Annotated in this window: 16 protein-coding genes; 11 read left to right on the top strand and 5 right to left on the bottom strand. The window is 45.1% G+C overall.

Translation table 11 applies throughout. The annotated features are described in order from the left end of the window. Nucleotides 1-128 precede the first annotated feature (128 nt). The 10 genes from EXT48_RS05650 (at nucleotide 129) to hisC (ending at nucleotide 13,196) form a co-directional block, all read left to right on the top strand. Nucleotides 129-1,202 carry an SGNH/GDSL hydrolase family protein gene (locus EXT48_RS05650; RefSeq protein ID WP_130163828.1) on the top strand — a complete coding sequence of 358 codons (1,074 nt, stop codon included), beginning with the start codon at nucleotides 129-131 and terminating at the stop codon, nucleotides 1,200-1,202. A gap of 402 nt (nucleotides 1,203-1,604) precedes the next feature. Continuing rightward, nucleotides 1,605-3,710: a TonB-dependent siderophore receptor gene (locus tag EXT48_RS05645; protein ID WP_130163827.1), complete on the top strand. Its 2,106-nt coding sequence runs from the start codon at nucleotides 1,605-1,607 to the stop codon at nucleotides 3,708-3,710. Between the two features lie 9 nt (nucleotides 3,711-3,719). Beyond that, complete coding sequence (locus EXT48_RS05640) at nucleotides 3,720-4,439, top strand: ABC transporter ATP-binding protein (protein ID WP_130163826.1); 720 nt, start codon at nucleotides 3,720-3,722, stop codon at nucleotides 4,437-4,439. Next, a complete protein-coding gene (locus EXT48_RS05635; RefSeq protein ID WP_130163825.1) occupies nucleotides 4,439-5,839 on the top strand; it encodes a DUF3526 domain-containing protein in 1,401 nt (466 codons plus the stop codon). Before EXT48_RS05640 ends, EXT48_RS05635 begins: the two co-directional genes overlap by 1 nt. Beyond that, nucleotides 5,836-7,305: a DUF3526 domain-containing protein gene (locus tag EXT48_RS05630; RefSeq protein WP_130163824.1), complete on the top strand. Its 1,470-nt coding sequence runs from the start codon at nucleotides 5,836-5,838 to the stop codon at nucleotides 7,303-7,305. The genes EXT48_RS05635 and EXT48_RS05630 overlap by 4 nt, the downstream gene beginning before the upstream one ends. Beyond that, nucleotides 7,302-8,636: an alanine racemase gene (locus EXT48_RS05625; RefSeq protein WP_130163823.1), complete on the top strand. Its 1,335-nt coding sequence runs from the start codon at nucleotides 7,302-7,304 to the stop codon at nucleotides 8,634-8,636. The genes EXT48_RS05630 and EXT48_RS05625 overlap by 4 nt, the downstream gene beginning before the upstream one ends. 36 nt (nucleotides 8,637-8,672) lie before the next feature. Further along, nucleotides 8,673-9,731, top strand: coding sequence for a cysteine synthase family protein (locus tag EXT48_RS05620; protein WP_130163822.1), 1,059 nt, complete (start codon nucleotides 8,673-8,675; stop codon nucleotides 9,729-9,731). A gap of 2 nt (nucleotides 9,732-9,733) precedes the next feature. Beyond that, nucleotides 9,734-10,717, top strand: a complete 984-nt coding sequence (locus EXT48_RS05615) for an ornithine cyclodeaminase (protein WP_130163821.1) — start codon at nucleotides 9,734-9,736, stop codon at nucleotides 10,715-10,717. Next, nucleotides 10,711-12,087 carry an MATE family efflux transporter gene (locus EXT48_RS05610; RefSeq protein ID WP_130163820.1) on the top strand — a complete coding sequence of 459 codons (1,377 nt, stop codon included), beginning with the start codon at nucleotides 10,711-10,713 and terminating at the stop codon, nucleotides 12,085-12,087. Before EXT48_RS05615 ends, EXT48_RS05610 begins: the two co-directional genes overlap by 7 nt. Then, on the top strand, nucleotides 12,084-13,196 hold the full coding sequence (gene hisC / locus EXT48_RS05605; protein ID WP_130163819.1) for a histidinol-phosphate transaminase: 1,113 nt from the start codon (nucleotides 12,084-12,086) through the stop codon (nucleotides 13,194-13,196). The genes EXT48_RS05610 and hisC overlap by 4 nt, the downstream gene beginning before the upstream one ends. 22 nt (nucleotides 13,197-13,218) lie before the next feature. Here the strand turns inward: hisC and EXT48_RS05600 are convergent, their stop codons facing one another. Next, nucleotides 13,219-14,109, bottom strand: coding sequence for a DUF1015 family protein (locus tag EXT48_RS05600; RefSeq protein WP_130163818.1), 891 nt, complete (start codon nucleotides 14,107-14,109; stop codon nucleotides 13,219-13,221). A 154-nt stretch (nucleotides 14,110-14,263) separates the two neighbouring features. Next, nucleotides 14,264-14,719, bottom strand: coding sequence for an N-acetyltransferase (locus EXT48_RS05595; RefSeq protein WP_130163817.1), 456 nt, complete (start codon nucleotides 14,717-14,719; stop codon nucleotides 14,264-14,266). On the opposite strand from EXT48_RS05595, the gene EXT48_RS05590 reads away from it, so the two are divergent. Next, nucleotides 14,711-15,589, top strand: a complete 879-nt coding sequence (locus EXT48_RS05590) for a hypothetical protein (RefSeq protein ID WP_240703351.1) — start codon at nucleotides 14,711-14,713, stop codon at nucleotides 15,587-15,589. The genes EXT48_RS05595 and EXT48_RS05590 overlap by 9 nt on opposite strands. 12 nt (nucleotides 15,590-15,601) lie before the next feature. Here the strand turns inward: EXT48_RS05590 and EXT48_RS05585 are convergent, their stop codons facing one another. From EXT48_RS05585 to EXT48_RS05575, 3 genes are all read right to left on the bottom strand, one after another. Next, complete coding sequence (locus EXT48_RS05585) at nucleotides 15,602-16,948, bottom strand: DUF2254 domain-containing protein (protein ID WP_130163816.1); 1,347 nt, start codon at nucleotides 16,946-16,948, stop codon at nucleotides 15,602-15,604. A gap of 121 nt (nucleotides 16,949-17,069) precedes the next feature. Then, on the bottom strand, nucleotides 17,070-18,452 hold the full coding sequence (locus EXT48_RS05580) for a Na+/H+ antiporter NhaC family protein (RefSeq protein WP_039497221.1): 1,383 nt from the start codon (nucleotides 18,450-18,452) through the stop codon (nucleotides 17,070-17,072). 230 nt (nucleotides 18,453-18,682) lie between these two features. Beyond that, nucleotides 18,683-19,102 (bottom strand): hypothetical protein, encoded by a 420-nt coding sequence (locus EXT48_RS05575; RefSeq protein ID WP_130163815.1) that lies wholly within the window; start codon nucleotides 19,100-19,102, stop codon nucleotides 18,683-18,685. Between the last annotated feature and the right edge of the window lie 29 nt (nucleotides 19,103-19,131).

The following is a 19,131-nucleotide window of genomic DNA, read 5'->3' as shown; positions in this document are numbered from 1 at the left end:
CCCTCTTCCTGCCAGTGATATATTCTATTTTTTCCTTTCTTAAGTGAATAATTTTCAAGCCTAAATTCACTCACAACCCATTTAAACCAGTTACATTATTCAATGAATAACCCTACAAGGAATACAACATGTTAAAAACGTTAGTTACGGTGGCTTTATTAGCTTCTGGAAGCGTAGCCAGTGCCGCAAATCACGCAGCGACCCATCATGCGATTCATTATGAAGGACGCGTCAGTAAAAACTATGCCGATGGCAGTGTGAGTTTTAATTGGCCGGGTAGCCAGCTGCATACTAAGTTCACTGGCCGTGCCTTTCATATCGAGTTGATGGGCTACGGCGATCAATTCGATGTACTGATCGATGGCAAATTCACAAAAAAGCTAAAGACCAACGCCAATGGAGTCGCTGAGACCTTCACACTATTTGAGAGCGCAAAGGCAGAAACCGTCACCATTGAACTCGTTAAACGCTGGGAGCACTACGAACACAATACCCAGATCCTAAGTGTTGATGTGGATGGAAAATTAGACTCAATCCAGCAGCCACAGCCCCATATCTTATTTATTGGCGATTCAATTAGCGCAGGCTTTGGCAGTGAGTCCACCCAAAGACAGTGTGAATGGAGTGAAATTCTTGATTTAAGTAACGCGCGTAAAGCATTTCCATATATGAGCGCACAACAGTTGGGTGCCAGTTTTACCCAAGTTTCATACTCAGGTTTAGGCTTAATTCGAAATTGGGGTGGCAATCAGCCACATCATACGCTGCGTAGTTACTATGACAAAATGTCAGCAGTATTTACCGACAACACTGACTTTGAAGATAAGTTTCCACAGCTTATCATCATTGAAGTAGGCACCAATGACTTTAGTACCGATCCAACCCCTGCAGAGCCTTGGCAAACTATTGATGAAGTCAAAACGCAGTGGGTAGAAACAATGGTCGTTTTCACCAAACAGCTGCGTGCAAGATATCCTGCGGTTCCCATTATTTATATGCCTCGTCCAGCATATCCATATAACTTTATTATTCCAGCAACTCACGATGCAATTGCAAGGCTTAATCAGCAAGATATCACTAAGCTATACAGTCATACTTTCGACTCACCATTAGAAGGCTGTGTGTGGCATCCAACCGCTTCGGAACATCAAGACATTGCCGAGAAACTCGTTACCTTTATCAAGCAGCAAACACTTCTCTAAGCATATGTTCGGCGTTATTCAGTGAGATTAAGCTCGATGTACTGAATAACACGCAAACCATTTACAAACTTTCACATTGTTTTTTATACAAAAATTCACAACAAAAAATCAACTCACCCACTTTAAAAACAAATTAATGAGAACGATTTTTATTTATAAAAATAACACTCGTTGAGACTTATACTTTTATCAATACACAAAGCTGTTACTTTGAACAACCCACATTTATTCTATTTTTTACAACAAAAAGATCCAGAGATAACCTTTTAGCAATAACTTCCCTCTTTTCAAGCACACAAAAACATGATTAAGATCGTTACGTTATAACATTTTTAAAATAATCATTTGTATCAAATAAATGATGGTTCTTTTCACATTCGTTTTTGCAGTTGGAATAACAAAATGACAAGGTCACTCCTGACAGTTAGCGTGCTTAGTAGCTTATATTCTTCACTTAGTGTTGCCGAACAATCCATTGAAACAATTGATGTGCATGGCACTCGCGCGCCTCTTTACAGCACGAGAGACGTGAACGCTTCGGCATTGGGGATGAAAGATCCGCAGCTTCTTCCTATTTCCATTCAATCATTTTCTGAAGAACTGATCAGCAATCAAAGAGTAAAAACGCTAGGCGAAGTGCTTGCCAACGATGCTTCTGTTCAAAATACCTCAATTGGTACGGTTTTCGACTTTGTTAGTCTGCGTGGCTTTCAATTAGATTGGACCAACGGTCTAAGACGCGACGGTTTAGCGCTTGCCCCCTACCAAGATGTACCGCTAGAGAATATTCAGCGCATTGATATCGTTAAAGGCCCGTCAAGTCTCGTATCAGGCTTTAACAACCCCGGCGGTACCATCAACTATGTGACAAAGCGCCCAACCATGGACGCCTTTTTGGATGTCACAACAGAAGTACGTAGCCGTGGAGGAAAGTATTTACACATCGACCTCGGTGGACCAATTTCCGACGAGCAAACACTCGGCTATCGTATTAATGCAGCAGCAGAGAAAAACGGTGACTTTACCGGTGGTGATGACTTAGAGCGCTATTTCTTTAGTGCAGCACTGGATTGGCAAGTCTCTGATCGCCTATTTATCCGATTAGACGGCGATTACCAAGACAAAAGCACCGTATCACAGCCTTTGATAGGACTTGCCAGCGACCCCAATGATCCTGACCGTAAAATATTACCGCCCTATGTCGACACCAGTGATGTATTGCTCGGACAACCTTGGGCAAAGTATCAAACCGAGTCATATAACCTTGCCGCACGTGCTGATTTTTGGTTGAACGACAACTGGCAATGGGTAAACCAAGCTGCGCTTTCTGGTAATGATAGGTTTACCGTTTTTCCTGATATCTACTCGGTTGATACAGAAGGCAATGTGCTGTCTGCCGCTATCCACATTACCCCAGACGAAACGTATGACACACTCTCCGCACATAGTTTTATCAGCGGTCAACTTACCACCGCTGCAATTGAACATGAGCTAGTCGTCGGCGTTAGCATTCGTGATTATGAGTCAAAGGATGGTCGTTGGTTTGAGTTATCCAACCCCGTTGGCAATATTTTCAATCCAATTCATAGCAGTAAACCGCAGTTCCCTGATTATCCAGAACCAACTAAAACTGAAGCCTCTGAAAGCGCGTTGTTCATCACAGATACCTTGCACTTTAACGATGTATTCTATGCCACCTTAGGGCTGCGTCATATTCAATACAAAAAAGAGCAAACTCTACCTGGCCAAACTAAAACCACGCTAGACGACCGAACTTTTAATACTCCCATCATAGGTCTTAACTACAACCCAAGCGATCAGCTCGCGTTTTACGCCAGTTACTCAGAAGGCGCGGGAGAAGGTGGTGTTGCAGTCATCGGCAGCGGTGCAATAAACGAGGGCGAATCACTCGGCCCACAAGAAAGCGAACAAATTGAAGCTGGCATAAAATACCAAACGGACACCATGAACTATTCGATGGCCATTTTCGAAATAGAAAAAATGTTGGAGTACCACAATCACATTACTAACTATTTCGTGCAAGACGGTGTCCAGTCACATAAAGGTATTGAGCTCAATGCCAGTGGTTCATTTACTCACGGCCTTGCAACCGTAGCATCCATTACCTTGATGGACCCGAGCTTAGATAAGCTTGACGGCGAGCCCGCGCTTAATGGCAACACCCCAGCCAATGTGCCTGAATTTCAAGCAAATCTCTATGTCGACTATCAGCTGCCATTTTGGGAGGCGTTAAGCATCAATGCGGGTATTTTCCATGTTGGTGAGCGCGAACAAAACGTCAATAACACGCTAAAGCTACCAGCCTACACGCGCTTCGACTTGGGCGCTAAATACCACTTTACTGACATTAACACCACGCTACGACTCAAGGCCGAAAACCTGTTCGACAAAGAATATTGGCTATCTGGCGGTGCCAAAGGCATAGATTGGGGAGTCGCTCCCGGTCGTGGCCGCACCTTTATCGCCTCATTAAGCGTGAGCTTTTAAGGATAATTTATGACTACACCTGTTATTCAAATCAATAACCTGCAAAAGCGCTTTGGTGAATACCAAGCGTTACAGGGATTAAACTTGAGCGTACATCAAGGTGAAATTCTAGCGCTGCTAGGCCCAAATGGTGCGGGTAAAACCACCACGATTAATTGCTTACTGGGCTTTTTACAACCGGAAGCCGGAGAAATCACCATCGCTGGAATTAATCCACAGCATGACGTAGTAACGGCAAGGCAGCAACTGGCTTATATTCCTGAACAAGTCGCGCTCTATCCGCGACTTAGCGGACTTGAGAATCTCGCGTATTTCAGCCAAATGGCCAGCATAGAAAAGACCGACGAGGCCTTTTGCACACTGCTCAGTGAAGTAAAACTGCCAAGTCACGCTGTAGATAAACCCGTTGCAACCTATTCAAAAGGGATGCGACAAAAAGTGGGCATAGCCATTGCCCTTGCAAAACAAGCCAAGGCATTGATCTTAGATGAGCCCACATCAGGTCTTGATCCTTCAGCCAGCCATGAATTTAGCCAGCTCATTCAGTCATTAGCAAAGCAAGGCGTCGCGATTTTAATGGCGACCCACGACTTATACCGTGCTCAAGAAGATGCCCATCGCGTGGCAATTATCAATCAAGGGCAATTAGTCGATACCTTAGTCTATGAACAACTGCAAGAAGTCCAACTTGAATCCGTTTACCTCAAACATATCAAGGTGGGTGTCTGATGTTTCAAACGACATTAAAAAAGGAATGGCTCGATACCAAGCGGCAGGGACAAGCGCTTTGGCTTGGGGGCATTGCAATATTACTACTCTTGCTTGCCTGCTTGACCGGTTTTAAAAGCCACCAAAGCTATCAGCAAGCCGTCACGGAAGTGTCCCAATCAGAGCAATTACGCTGGTTAAATCAAGGTGAAAAAGGTCCCCATTCCGCCGCCCACTACGGTATTTATGTGGTCAAACCCACCACCCCATTGGCTGCACTCGACGCGGGATTACAAGCATATCAAGGGAATGTGTTGAGACTTGAGGCTCATATTCGTAACGATAGTATGTTTCGAAGTGCGCAAGATAACTTGCCAATGTCACGTTTTGGCAGCTTATCGCCCGCCTTTGTGCTGCAAGTGTTACTGCCGCTGTTGATTATATTAATTGGCTACCCACTACTTGCCCGAGAGCGTGAGCAAGGCACCCTAAAACAACTACTCGCATCGGGCGCAAGCCCAGCAAAGCTGTTTATCGCCAAATGTGCGCTGCTTTTTGCTATTTCTTGCTTGTTTTTATTGCCTGTTGCGATTTTTTTACTTTATAGCCAAGTAACAAGCACAGAACCTCATACACTCAGAAGTGGGTTATTTTTACTATTTTATTTGGTTTACCTATTGCTTTGGTCGTTACTCACCACCACGCTTTCAAGTTTACTCCCAACGGCTAGGCGCGCATTGATCACGTTATTAACCATTTGGGCCTTTACAACGCTTTTACTACCAAAACTGGCGATGAATATCGCGACCACCATTCATCCTCAAGGTTCAGGTCAAGCGTTTCAAGCAAAGCTTGAAAGTGAGGTTTATACCGAAGCACGAGTTGAAGCAATCGCAAAGTTCAAACAGCAAACATTGACTCAATATGGTGTTAGCAATGTAGAAGACTTGCCCTTTGACTATGCCGGAGCGCAACTCCAATTTGGTGAACAATACGCTGATAAAATCTTTGACCGCTTATTTTCAGCGCGTTTAGCTCAACTAGAAGCGCAATCACAAAGCTATCAACTTGCAGGAATGTTAACGCCGTTTATCGCGATACAAACGCTGTCGATGGCCACCGCCGCCAGCGACTTTACCCACCAGCAAGCATTTGAGAATGCGGCAGAGCAGCACCGCCGCCTGATGCAAGAGGTGCTTAACTTTAATCAAAGAGATCACGGTCACAAGGCGAACGGACATTACACCGCGGGCGAGGAATTATGGCAGCAGATCCCAAAGTTCGCATTCCAATACCCCAATTTCATTCGTTACCTGCCTCACTACGTTATCAGCCTGTTTAGCCTGAGCTTTTGGTTGATTGTGCTGGTGTTATTGAGTTTCTTCGCGATTAAAAAACTGCGCTTGGAGGAGCAAAGATGAAACGCTTAATGTTAGCTACTGAGTTTAAAAACCTCTGGCGAGAAAAGCTCGTACTCGCGCTGTTTGTGACCACCACCATGCTTGCACTAGTGGCATTTTTTAACGCCCATTACTTTGCTAAAAAACAGCATGATGTGGTGCTTGCCGCGCAGCAAATGCAGCAACAGGCCATCCAAGATGCCAAAGCTGGATTACCAGAGAGACTCGCCAGCACAGCAGACTATAAATGGTGGGAAGACCCATACGACCTGCGCGGACAGGCTTTTTACTTAATGCAAAATTACGCCACCAACACCCCGCTTGCAACGTCGCCAATCGCAACAGGGCAAGCCGACGTATTACCTTACTATTTTAAGATGCTAATCAAAGAGAAACAGCACATCGTTCATCAATATGACTATGTTCATCCGCTATCTCTGTTGTTAGGCCAGTTCGATTTAAGTTTTGTGATTGTCTATTTACTGCCATTGCTCATTATTGGCATTTGCTTTAATGCCTTGGCAAGTGAACGCCAAGATGGGCAGCTAAGACTACTGATGCTTCAAGGAGGCAGTGCGACCCGCCTTCTGACCTATCAATTATTGCTGCGAAGCGCGTTAATTGTGCTGCCATTTTTAAGTATTAGTAGCCTGCTTTTAATAACAATACGAGAGCAGCTAGGGGTGATTGAACTGCTGAGCTATAACCTTATCGCACTATGTTATTCTGGGTTTTGGATTGCCTTAACCGCTTGGGTAAATAGCAGAGCTAAAAGTGCAGCAAACAACGCAGCTACCTTAGTCACCTGTTGGCTTGCCTTGGTGATTGTGGTTCCAGCTTTGGTCAATACCAGCATCGCATTACTCGACCCAACCCCTTCACGAATTCACTATATAGATAGCCTGCGTGCCGCCAGTGACGATGCCCAAAAAGCGAGTGAAAAGACCTTAGCTCAGTATTTTCAAGATCATCCAGAGCTTGCAAAAAATGGCAGTGGTGCCAGCGATTACGCAACCAAAAAAATTGCTACGATTAATTCTGTTGAACGCGCAATGGCGGCCGAAGATTTACGATTTTTTACGGCGCAACAAGCACAGCAACATAATGCACAAAAGCTACAGTATCTCTCCCCCGCACTCATCGCACAAACACTGCTGGTTGATTTAGCGGGCAATGGATTAGCACGTCATCACGCCTTCATGGAAGAAGTTGAAGCTCATCATCAAGCACTACAAGGTTTCTTTGCCAACGAAATTGCCAAAGCCAATCAAAGAGGCGATTTTGCACCTTGTGAGGGTTGTAGCGCAAAGCCAACGCTCACGGATCTTGCGGATATTCCTCAATTTAGCAATGACTTTGCCACACCTGTGAACAACTACACGCCATTAATCTGGTTGCTGCTACTAGCCGTTGGCCTGCTCGTTATAGCAAAACGCCACGTCAACAAGTTAGACAGTGCAAATAACAAAGAGGTGTTAGTCGTATGAGTGATGCCTTCACTGCAAAATTGCATCCGCAAACACAAAGCCTGCTAACGGAGCACCAAGCCAAATTATTTGAATGGACGGCAGCATTGGGAGCGCCGCTACATTTAGTGTTTCCTCAGCGTTTTGCGGAAAATATCGAAACCCTGCAAGCCTACTTTATAACACTCGGGCTTGAGCATGAGATTTATTTTGCCAAAAAAGCCAACAAAGCCCAATGCTTTACTCAAGTCGCGTCTAATCACGATATAGGGATAGACGTGGCTAGTGTGCAAGAGTTTGAACTTGCCCTAAGCGGTGGTATTCAAGGGGTAAAAATTGGTGTATCCGGTCCGCATAAATCAGATGCCTTGCTTAGCTTAGCACTTGTACATCAAGCGCTTATCGCCATTGACTCAAGTGCTGAGTTAAGCTCGGTCATTACACTGGCCCGCCAGCGAAAGCGCCCAGCGCGAGTGCTACTACGTTTACAAACACAACCAACTAAAACCTCACGCTTTGGCAGTCCACTGTGCCAGCTTACGCCATTATTAGCTCAGTGCCGAGAATACAAGGAGTGGGTAAACTTAGAAGGATTTAGCTGCCACTTAAGCGGGTACTGCCAACAAGCACGTGGCCAGAGCATCCATACTTTAATCGATGCGATAGACGAGGCTAGGCAAATAGGACTGTCGCCATCAAAAGTGAATATTGGCGGTGGCCTGCCTGTCTCCTATCTACAAAATGAGCAGTGGCAACAAGCCTTGGACTTTGAATGCTTTTTTGCAGGTAAAACCTTTGCAGGGTTTTATCCCTACCATAATGAGCAAAGCCCTGCGGACACCTTACACGCTATTTTGGCAGTGAAGAACGCACATGGGCAAACCGCATTAGCGGCATTACGCCAAAGGAGCCTAACACTGATGCTCGAGCCTGGCCGGGCACTGCTCGATGAGGCTGGCATTAGCTTGTTTAAAGTGCAAGGGACAAAGCCATACCTAGGCACATCTGACTGCCATATCGCTACACTTTCGGGCTCAAGCTTATCGCTGTCAGAACAGTGGTTTGAAAGTGAATACTTGCCAAGTCCGATGTTACTCACGGCACATTCAAACTGCAAACAAGGAGCGTATCGCGTGGCTTTTGGCGGTGCAACCTGCCTAGATAGCGACATGCTAAGCTGGCGGTTTATTCCCTTGTCGCAACTACCACAACGCGATGACCTCATGATTTACCTCAACACCGCAGGATATCAAATGGATTCAAATGAATCCGAATTTCACTCTATGCCATTGCCACGAAAAATCGCCGTAACGTGGGAGAACAAGACACTTTCTTGGCAGCTACTTAGCTAAAAGTTACCCAACAACACAACGTAAAGGAGCCTATTTATGAACATAAATGCGCAGCATTCGCTCGCCTCGACATTACACCTAACCCCTTATTTAAGGGTATCGCAAAGCATAGGTAATACCCCGCTAATGCAGTTTTTAAGTCTACCAAACGGTAGCAAACTGTATCTTAAGCTTGAGCAGTTTAACCCCACCGGTAGCGCTAAGATCCGAATGGCGAAGTCTATGTTAGATGAAGCAGAAGCCAGCGGCCAACTGAAGCCGGGGGGCTGGGTCGTTGAGTCAACCTCCGGCAATACCGGTGTTGGTCTTGCACTGCTTGCAGCTGAGCGTGGCTATCGCTTTACCGCTCTTGTAGATAACCATGCGGCAAAAGAGAAAATCAGCAATATGAAAGCTTTTGGCGCGGAAGTGATCTGTGTTAGCGAAGCCGGAGACGACAGCTTATCGACTGATATTCGCGATGCGATGGCCGCAAAGCTGGCAAAAGAGCAAGGCGCATTTTGGACCGCCCAGCACAATAATTTTGCCAATAGTCGCGGTTATACAGGACTTGCGCAAGAGGTCTTTTATGAACTTGGTGAACACATTACCCACCTTGTCGGTGCAGTTGGCACAGGTGGGTCACTATGCGGCACAACAAGGGCTCTGCGGGATTTAGGTTGTCATCAACTCACAACGATTGGGGTTGAACCTGTGGGTTCTGTGATCTTCGGTGGACCTGGACTGAATTATCATCAATCAGGAACGGGGACGCCGGAAGGCGCTGAGATAGGTCCTGTAATTGAGTATGAACTTATCGACAAAGGCGTGAAGGTATCTGACAAACAAGCGTTTAATACCGCCAGATACCTTGCCAAGCACTACGCCCTAATGGTCGGTGGCTCGGCAGGTGGAGTTATATACGAAGCGCTACAGGCGTTAAAAACCGCCCCCGCCGATAGCTTATTTGTAGTGCTCGTTTGTGACGGTGGCGAGAAATATCTCGATACCGTATTCAATGATGATTGGATGGCAAAACACGACCTTATCGACATTAACATCGAGCAAGAGCTCGATGACCTATTAACGCAACATCAACCTGCCGCGAGAGCCTAACCATGACCCAACAAACTGTTCTGCCGATACTAAATGAAGCCCGATTGGCGCAACTTGATTTTCCCTATAGTAAAGTCATTGAGGTGGTGGAAAATGCCTTTCGCTCACTGCATCACCCTGACTCTGCAAACCCACTCAAAGTGATTATGACGCCACAAGATGGCCGCTCCATTGCCTATAGTATGGCTGGCCGCGATGCTGCAAGTAATACCGTAGGGTTTAAGGTGGTCTACGAATACGATCCTGACAGAAGCCGTAACCAATATCAGTTTTACTCTTTTATCTTCCTTTGCGATGATGCCACAGGCCACCCTGTGGCCCTCATGGATGTAAAAGAACTAGGTCCTATGCGCACGTCAGCCACCTCCGCTTTGTTTGCAAAATATGCCGTTCATTCAGATGCTAAAAATGCGTTGGTTGTAGGCACAGGTGTTCAAGGGCAAATCGCTTTACCTATGCTCGTCACGGCATTACCACAACTCACACATCTAACCGTCCACGGCAGCTATCAAACAGGTTTGGAAGCGGTTCAGCAAAAACTAAAGGAGCATCACCCACAGCGACAAGTTGCGGTATCACAAGACTTAGAAGCTTCAGTAAGACAAGCCGATGTGATCCTTGCCGTTACTGGGTTGTCCGCCAAAGAGAACATTAAATATGAATGGTTAAAACCCGGCGCTGTGGTGATTTTAGTTGGCTATGGAATCGAAAAACCAGTGCTACACCGAGCTGATAGATTGCTCACAACGGATGCAGAACAAATGAAGGTCACCGGAGACGATTTATTAGACGAGAACGGTAAACTACCTGCCGTTGATGCGACATTAACGGACATACTAAATGGTGAAAAGCCAGCACGCACCCACCCTGATGAAATTATCTTTGTCTATAACAGCGGCATGATCATTACTGACGTGGCGCTCGGACGAGCGGTTGCAGACTTTGCCATCACACAAGAAAGCGTGGAGGAAGTAACGCTATGGTAGCTTCAGCACGCACCGATATTTTTAAAGTAAGCCAGCTCGCAGGGCCACTTATTCTGACCAATCTACTTTACGTGGCAATTGCAACGATAGATCTTATCATGCTCGGGATGTTGAGCCCGTTAGAGCTGGCTGCTGGCGGCCTCGCCATTGGTATTTTTAATCAATTTAGAACCATGGGAACGGGCGTAGTCACGGCAACGGGTAATTTGGTGTCTGATGCAATCGGCAAGGCTAAACTAGATCAGATCACTCCTCTTTTTAACGCCAGCATGCTTATCGGAACATTTTTGGGTCTGGCATTCGCTGCCATGATGTTTGCCATAGAGCCATTTTTAAGGTTTATCGGTACATCCGAGGCAATTGCCAATTTGACGACCCAATATTTAACCGTTGTCGCTTTGGGCCTATTACCTTGTTTTTGGTTTCAAAGCGTACGGCATTTTAGTGTTGGGTTGAAAAGGCCAGGGCCATTGATGTTGATAACCGGCGTATCTGTTGTCCTCACTATCGTGCTCAACTATGGCCTAATTTTTGGTCAGTTTGGTCTACCACAACTCGGTTTTGTGGGGGTTGCGGCCGCCACGTGCATCGTACTGTATTTATCGTTTTTGCTGTTTATACTATTTGCCAAGCGCGATGACGTACTCAGCCCCTACCTCACTATAAAGTTTTGGCAAACCGACCGCGAAGCACTTAGCAAAACATGGAAAATGGGCGTGCCAATTGGCGCAACTTACGGACTTGAAGCTGGGTTTTTCACCGTGCTTGCGTTATTTGTGGCAACACTCGGCGTTAATGCGTTAGCCGCCCACAACGTGGTAAGCCAAATGGTGTACATCGTATTTATGGTATCTGCCGGCATTTCATCTGCTTGTTCTATTTACATCAGCGAAGCCAATGCTGCGGGGGACTTTCACCATGCGAAACGCATCGGCAATTTGGGCATTATTTGCGGTGCAGCGGTCATGTCTGTTTTCGCCTTAATCTATTTATTCGTACCCGAGTTTGTACTGCTGCCATTTTTAAGTGCAGAAGAATTACAAAACTCCGACGTCGTTGTTATTGCCATAGAGCTACTCGTTATTGCTGCCTTTTTGCAATTTTTTGACGCATGGCAAAATATCGGGCTCGGTATCCTGCGTGGACTTGGCGATGTTAAAAGTACCTTAATGCTGTCTTTAATTGGTTATTGGTGCATTGGTCTTCCCGGTGCGTGGTTATTTCAAGAGTTTTTCTCTTTGGGGATTTTGGGCGTTTGGTACGCTTTAATGTTAGGCCTTGCGGTCACAGCGCTATCTGAGATCTGGCTTTTTAATCATAGGGCTAATCGTTTGCTTGAGCCCACATTACTCAAGGAGCAAAACGCATGACAACGACAATGCCAAACCCAGCCCGCAAAGAAGTTATTGCACTGCCGCCCTATGGTGCAGGACAAACCATTGAGCAAGCAACAGCGCGTAATCTCCACTCCAATATGATAAACCTCTCAGTGAATGAAAACCCTTTAGGGCCGAGCCCTGCAGCGCTTAATGCTTTTAAGGCACAGTTGCATACCGCTAGCTGCTATCCAGACAGCCAATGCACAGAGCTAAGCGAGCAGCTGGCAACTAAACTTAACGTTGCCAGAGAACAAGTTGTACTCGGCAATGGCTCTGAGGATGTACTCTCAATGCTCTGCAAAGCCTTTCTCAGTCGAGGTGATAAAGTGTTAGTGGCTAAGCCTACCTTTGCGCTTCATGGGATTTACGCCAATATGATGGGGGCAAAGGTACTAGAGGTGCCGATGCAAAGCGATTTGTCCTATCGAATTGATGATTGGCTCGATGCTATCGCACATCACCCAGACTTAAAAATGCTTATGCTTGCCAACCCGTCCAACCCTGTAGGTTGTACGTTTGATGCCAATAATTTGCAGCGCCTCATTGATGCCTGTCCGCTCAATACGGTTATCGTCATTGATGAAGCGTACTGCGAGTACGCCCAAGGCCATAAACAGTTTGTCGACAGCTTAACGCTACTTCAAACACAGCCCCGCCCCTACGCGGTATTACGGACTTTTTCCAAAGCTTATGGTCTTGCAGGGCTTAGAGTGGGCTACGGCGTAATGGCAAATGCACAATTGGCGGATTATCTGCACCGCGTACGTACTCCTTACAATGTAAATCGACTAGCACAACTTGCAGCGATCGCGGTACTACAAGATCCTTCCTATTTGGCAGACACGGTCACGCAAACGAATCGCGAGAGGGAAAAACTCAGCGCCGCCCTCACTGAGCTGGGTTATTTTGTCGCGCCAAGTCTAGCAAACTTTTTATTTATTGATGTCAAGCAGCCGTCTGAGCATGTCGCATCTTTGCTGCTGCAACAAGGAATAATGATAAAACCTTGGCTAGAATCAGGTTTTGATCATTTTGTGAGAGTAAGCATCGGGCTTCCGGAGCAAAACCTTAGGGTGCTTGAAGCCTTTAAACAGTTGTAAGTATCGCCCTCTGTGAGGGCTTTTAAGCACAAGCTGCCTGCTGATTTAAATGGTAAAGTACTTGACTGTCGGCCTTATGCGTAAATAAGGTCGACTTTTCTGGAAAGTACTTACCTGCTTTAGCAGCAGCAAAGATGTCTTCAATTTGGGGAGCGCGACAGATGGCTGTTACAACATGAGCGTCATCACTCAGCTCAACTTTATTTTTAGACCACAGCTCCTCAAACGCTGGCAGTGACTGCAGTGCTCTACGCAACTGGGTCTGAATAAGATAAGAATCGCTTGTCGCGCGTCGTAGGACAAAATATAGAGCAGCTTTCCCCAACCAAATAGTATAATCGGCCTCAGTCTCCGAGGATTCACAGATATCAAAATTGCTAAGGTGCTGTTTGAATTTGGTAACATCTACAGCTTGTGTGTAAGATGCCTGCACCGCGAAACTCGTTATCACCGCATCTTGCTGTGGAACTAACCATGCCATCATCCGAGATTGACGCGCATGACGTTGGCTTGCTGCAAACATCCTGTGATGTCCATCTGCAATTAGCCATTGCTGGTGCATTGAGATCTGCTGCCTGAATTCTTGTAGCACGTAAGGGCTTTCAACAACATAGAGGCGATGAGTACACTCACCGCAATCACTGTACCACTGCGCAGTTTCAATACATTCCGCTTGCCATCGCACCTCATCCAAGTCAAGTTTTCCGACCAAAAGACAAGGGGGTAACAGCAACTTCTCGCTCTGAACACGCTTTTTCAGCGCCATAGCATGGGAAACCGAAACCGACTCGTGAGGCAAAATTGCTTGCTCAGGTAACGCTGAAACGTCAAGCTCGGCCAAAATGCCTGTAACCAAAATACCACCTTGCTCCACTTGGTAAAGATGAAGTGGTCCATCCGTTATTGTGATCATAAAATAAACCTTGCACCAATTTAGATACAATATAACATACCAACCATTGGGTAACATCAAGTTTACATGACAATTTATACTTAGCTGGCTATTGGAAGTAAATTCAACGCAGTTAGCGCTAAAACTGGCTGCTAGAAAGGCATTAATTATCCGATTAGCTACAAACACCCACCGCCAGCGCTAATTTCTCAATACCATGTGCGGGCAGCCAGCGTTTGTACTCAACAAAACCATGCTTATTATACAATTTTATCGCAGGTGCATTTGCGGTCGCAGTTTCAACAATCACTTTTGCAGCATCAAACTCCGTTAAAGCAAAATTCAGTAATTTACCCGCAATCCCTTTGCGAAAATAACTGGGATCGACAGTCAGGCTATCTATTTCTAGCGTTTTCTCAAAAATGACAATTTCAATGACTGCGGCAAGATTTTGATTTTCAAAATATCCATAAAAGTGACTCGTCGCACCGCATATATCTTCTATCGTTCGAGATAAAGGCGGAAAATAACTCGCCCCAATTAACTCTGCTTCTACTTTGTATGAGCGTTGAAATACATTGAAAATCTCTCTCGCCATCGACGCATCGCGATTGTTTAATTTTTGGATCATATATTCCGCTTCCCAAACGTTCCCATAATTGTACCAATTGGTAATCAAAAAAGTACCAATCTATTAGTCAAAACACAACGCAACCAGTTGAAAAATTTCCAAGTTTCATGGAAATGCGATATAAATGGACCAGGACCATTGCTTTTATTAATACCAAGGAGGTGCCCTTTGTCCTTAGCCAAACACACACTCGATTTATCACTCACGGATAAAGTGTGGTTCAAATATGTGACTCTAAAAAACAAAAATGAATTGAACGATAACTCTCAAGTATCACTCAAATCTATCGCTGCGCTGGGCATGCTTTCCGGTGGCGCTGAGTTTTTATTTGCATTACTCGTCTTTGCCTTGGCTATCACAGCGTCCTTTATTGATGGTGAGTACCCACGCTATATTGCTTTTCCTACTTGTTTAATCGCATTTTTAATTATCTTTTTTACTAAAAGAGTCATGCTGTACAAAAAATTTGGCTTTGGCTCTCAATGGGTGATGGATGTGTCGAAAAACCAATTAACCATTTCGCCCAAAGCGATAAAAACAAAGGTAACTGGTACGCAAAAAATTGCTAGAGAAGACATTACTGAAATCACCTTTCATTACTTGCTATTGAACGACCGCAAAGGCGGAAGAATAAAAACCACGGCCAATTTATGCTTTGCCGAAATCTTATTAAAAGATGGTACAAAAGTAGAACTCAATGGCACCCGGATCGGCTTTTTTGACTTACTCTACTTGCTTATATTCTTTGACTATCCCTTAGTTTATCGAAATACGTCTGCAGGCGGCAGCTCTGATATTGCTATCATTTTACTGAGACTACTCTCTCTTTCTGCCATTGCCGCCGGTCTTGCTAAGCTTGCGCTGAATTAAAAAGGTTCACGCTTATTCTCGTGTAAATTGTGTAATAAGCGCTTCTCCTTTGTCGCCATTGATTTTCTCAATGGCCTCGAGCATTTCAATGATCCGTTGACGATCAAACGGATTAGTGATGGTATTGCGCACATCGTCGATGATGGCCTCTAAGTAATTAAATAAGCTTTCCGTCGCGTGTTGATCCGCACTTGCGCGAAACAGTATATTTTTAAACGCTTCCAACACATTGACCATGACATAGCCATCGGTCTTTGCATAGTTTCTTATCGGAGTAAAATTATCATGCAGTAATTCATCAAAAGACGCTTCGTGAATATATAAAAGCGGCTCATTTTTAGCGTGTTTAAAGGAGTAGTTCACATCGCAAATATCCAAACGCTGGATAAGTAAAATACTCAGCATATCAATCGCCTTTACCGCTGTACCGGGGTCATTAATGCCTGGGCTCATGGCCTTCACTGCAATCTCCGAGATTTGTGTTAAGCCATAGCGATAATGGTCGCTGATGTACTCTTCGACATAAAAAATAAAACAGCTAAGTAACGCATCATGTAGCGCCTCATCTTCGCTAAGATCCTTGTTGCACTTAAGAAACGGGTAGCCTTTAACGGTAAAAAACCCTTGTTTAACTGCAATATATATTTTTAAGTCATGTTGCTCACACAACGCACACAGTTTGTCACTGTGTACTCCCTTAAAATACCCCTCTTCTGTGCTGGGTAGGTTATGCCAACTTGAGAAGTCAGGAAAGTTATTAAAAGGCTGCTCTTGCTGTTTGGTGATAATATTCTTCATCTCACTTTTGGTGTTGTTAAACAGATCATTTAACACATTATCGACCTGTATGGCGCGGGAGATTGAATGGATAAAAAACACAAAAAAGCCTAAAGAGATCAATCCAAACACCAGCGAAAATAAAACCCCTAACGCCGGGATCCCAGTTTCACCATTGCCTACGCCACGAATGTTTATCAGCATAATGATGGCATAAATGATACTCCCGAGATAAAACCCCAATACCAGCTGGTGCGACTTTCTGGTGATAAGGCCCGGCAGTACTCTAGGTGATAACCCTGCGCTGGCATTATTCAGCACAATCATCACCATTGAAAAACTAAATACCGTCAATGAGATGATACTACCCACGAGCGTGCTTAAAATGGTTCGTGCGTTCTCTTCACTGTCGACCAGTACAATCGCTATAAGCTCCTTAAAGTTGCTGATAGGAGCTGCATATTCAAGTGCCGTGGTTATGAGCGCGAAAATAAAAAATGCAACTGCAAGTAAAGAGGGGTAGAAACCGATACTACTTATCAGTTCGCGATAATTTTCGGCCAACTTGCGAGGTGTGGACATTGCTATCCTTACACTTTTAGAGTCTGGTTATATAGCCTAGCAAGACTTGAGCAATAGAGTAAGTATTTTGGGAAGTTAGCTTCGAAGGGTTAGCAAAACTAACCCTAAAACGTACTTGCGATTAAGCAATAATCAAGAAACCAACAAAGGCAATTGCAGCCGCAATCAACGCATAAGGTAGTTGAGTGATGGCGTGACTGACTAAGTTACAATCTGAGCCTTGGGCTGCCAATACCGTAGAATCCGAGTAGAAACACGCCTGACTTCCAAATGATGATGCCGACAACAACGCGCCTATCACCAAAGGAATATTAGCATCTACAGCAACGGCCAATGGCATCACGATAGGAATAGTCACGGCGAAGATCCCCCAACTAGAGCCAGTTGCAAAGGCCAAAATAGCCATAGATAAAAACACCATCGCAGGCAGTAAACCAGCTGTCATATAAGGACTCAGTGCATTTATCACATATTGTGGCAATAGCAGCTGATCGCACACATCCTTAAAGATAAATGCGGCGATAACCGTTCCTATTGCAGGTAGCATGCATTTAAAACCATTGATCATTTGCTCAAGCATGTCTGCAAGCGGCATCAACCTTTGCACCATATAAAATGGGATAGTCACTGCCAAAGTCGCTAACAAGCCTTTCCATACATCAATGTCAAAATACACCGTAAACGCCACCAGCAAACCAATGGGCACCAAAAAGTTAACCAGTTTACCTTGAGTGTCGGCTTGTTCAAATTCCTGCTCAATGGCTTTTGCAGCATAGTGATCCGGTGTATGTACTTCTTCCAAATCAACCTGCTCAAGCGCAGGCTGCCCTTGTTTAGCTGCAAGCTCTGCTTTTTTCATTGGGCCGAATAGTGGCACAACACCAAATATCACCAGTGGCACCATAATTACAGCCACCCAAGCATACAGCATGTAAGGAATGGCCTGAATATACGTGCTGATCCCCTGACCTTCTCCTGCGACACCGTTGTCAACCAGCAAACCACCAAAGAACACCGCCCAAGTCGAAAGTGGTACTAAAACACAGATAGGCGCAGCAGTTGAATCCACTACATAGGCAAGCATTTCCCTAGAAATCTTAAACTTATCGGTAACGCGGCGCATCGTCTCACCAACCGTCAGCGCATTAAGATAATCATCAATAAAAATGATCACACCTAAAAAATAGGTCATAAGCAAAGACGACTTTGGCCCTTTTGCCATTTTCAGGGCATTACGTCCAAATGCTAAGGCACCGCCCGTGTGCACCAACAGCGCTATCAAAGCACCAAACGTACCACATACCAGAATAAGCCAGCCGATGGTTTCATCGCCCATCACTTTTAGCGAAGCATCAGCAAAATTTGCCAATACGGTGGCAGGGTCTAACAATGCGAGTCCTACAAGCGCCCCTAAAACAAGGGACAAGATAGGACGACGTAAGATAATTGCAAGCGTCAATACGACGACTGGGGGAATGATGCTAATTGCACTTGGCTCAGCCATGCGAATTTCCCAAATCAAAGGAATTTGAGCAGCGGAAAAAAGGGACGCAACATCGGCTATAAACAGCGGCTGATGCAGTCTTATCCGTTTCCCAAATTCAGAACAAAAGGTTAAAATCACAGGCACTTAATGCGTGTGAGGATCTGCCTAATATTGGGTTGACGAGTTGACTGTATGGCCCTCATTGAAACATCGCGGAGAAAATATACAGAATTTGACTTTGCGTCAATTTATTTTTTGTCTAATGCTAGTTTTGCCATCTGCTTATTTACTTGCTCTATCTCTTCAGCGGTCAATTCGGCGTAGCGTCTAGGATAAGACCACCCGTACCCCCAACGAAATGGCGTAGGTAAATAAGGCAACCCACCAAGTCGCACACCCGCTAACATCAAGGTTGCCACTTCTTCTTGACCTACCGCAGCAACACATTTTTGCAAGGCAATGTCGGCATTTTCGCGCTCTATAGCGGTACCACCTTTCCAGTAGGCAAGGTCATGTGCCGTGCAACAGCTCAACCACAGTTCATTTTGCGCCAAAGTACCATCAGGAAATGCACTACAACCATCGCTTGTGAATGGCTTTAATTCATCGGCACTGCCGTGACTAGATGCAAACAGCAGCGAGAATATAATTACTATTTTTTTTATCATCGTAAATTACCGTATGGCTACTTTCATAA

The organism is Pseudoalteromonas sp. CO348 (genome assembly GCF_004208845.1).
Lineage (GTDB): Bacteria > Pseudomonadota > Gammaproteobacteria > Enterobacterales > Alteromonadaceae > Pseudoalteromonas > Pseudoalteromonas maricaloris.
Note: the sequence above shows the minus strand (reverse complement) of the source record. Positions and strands in the feature narration are given on the sequence as shown.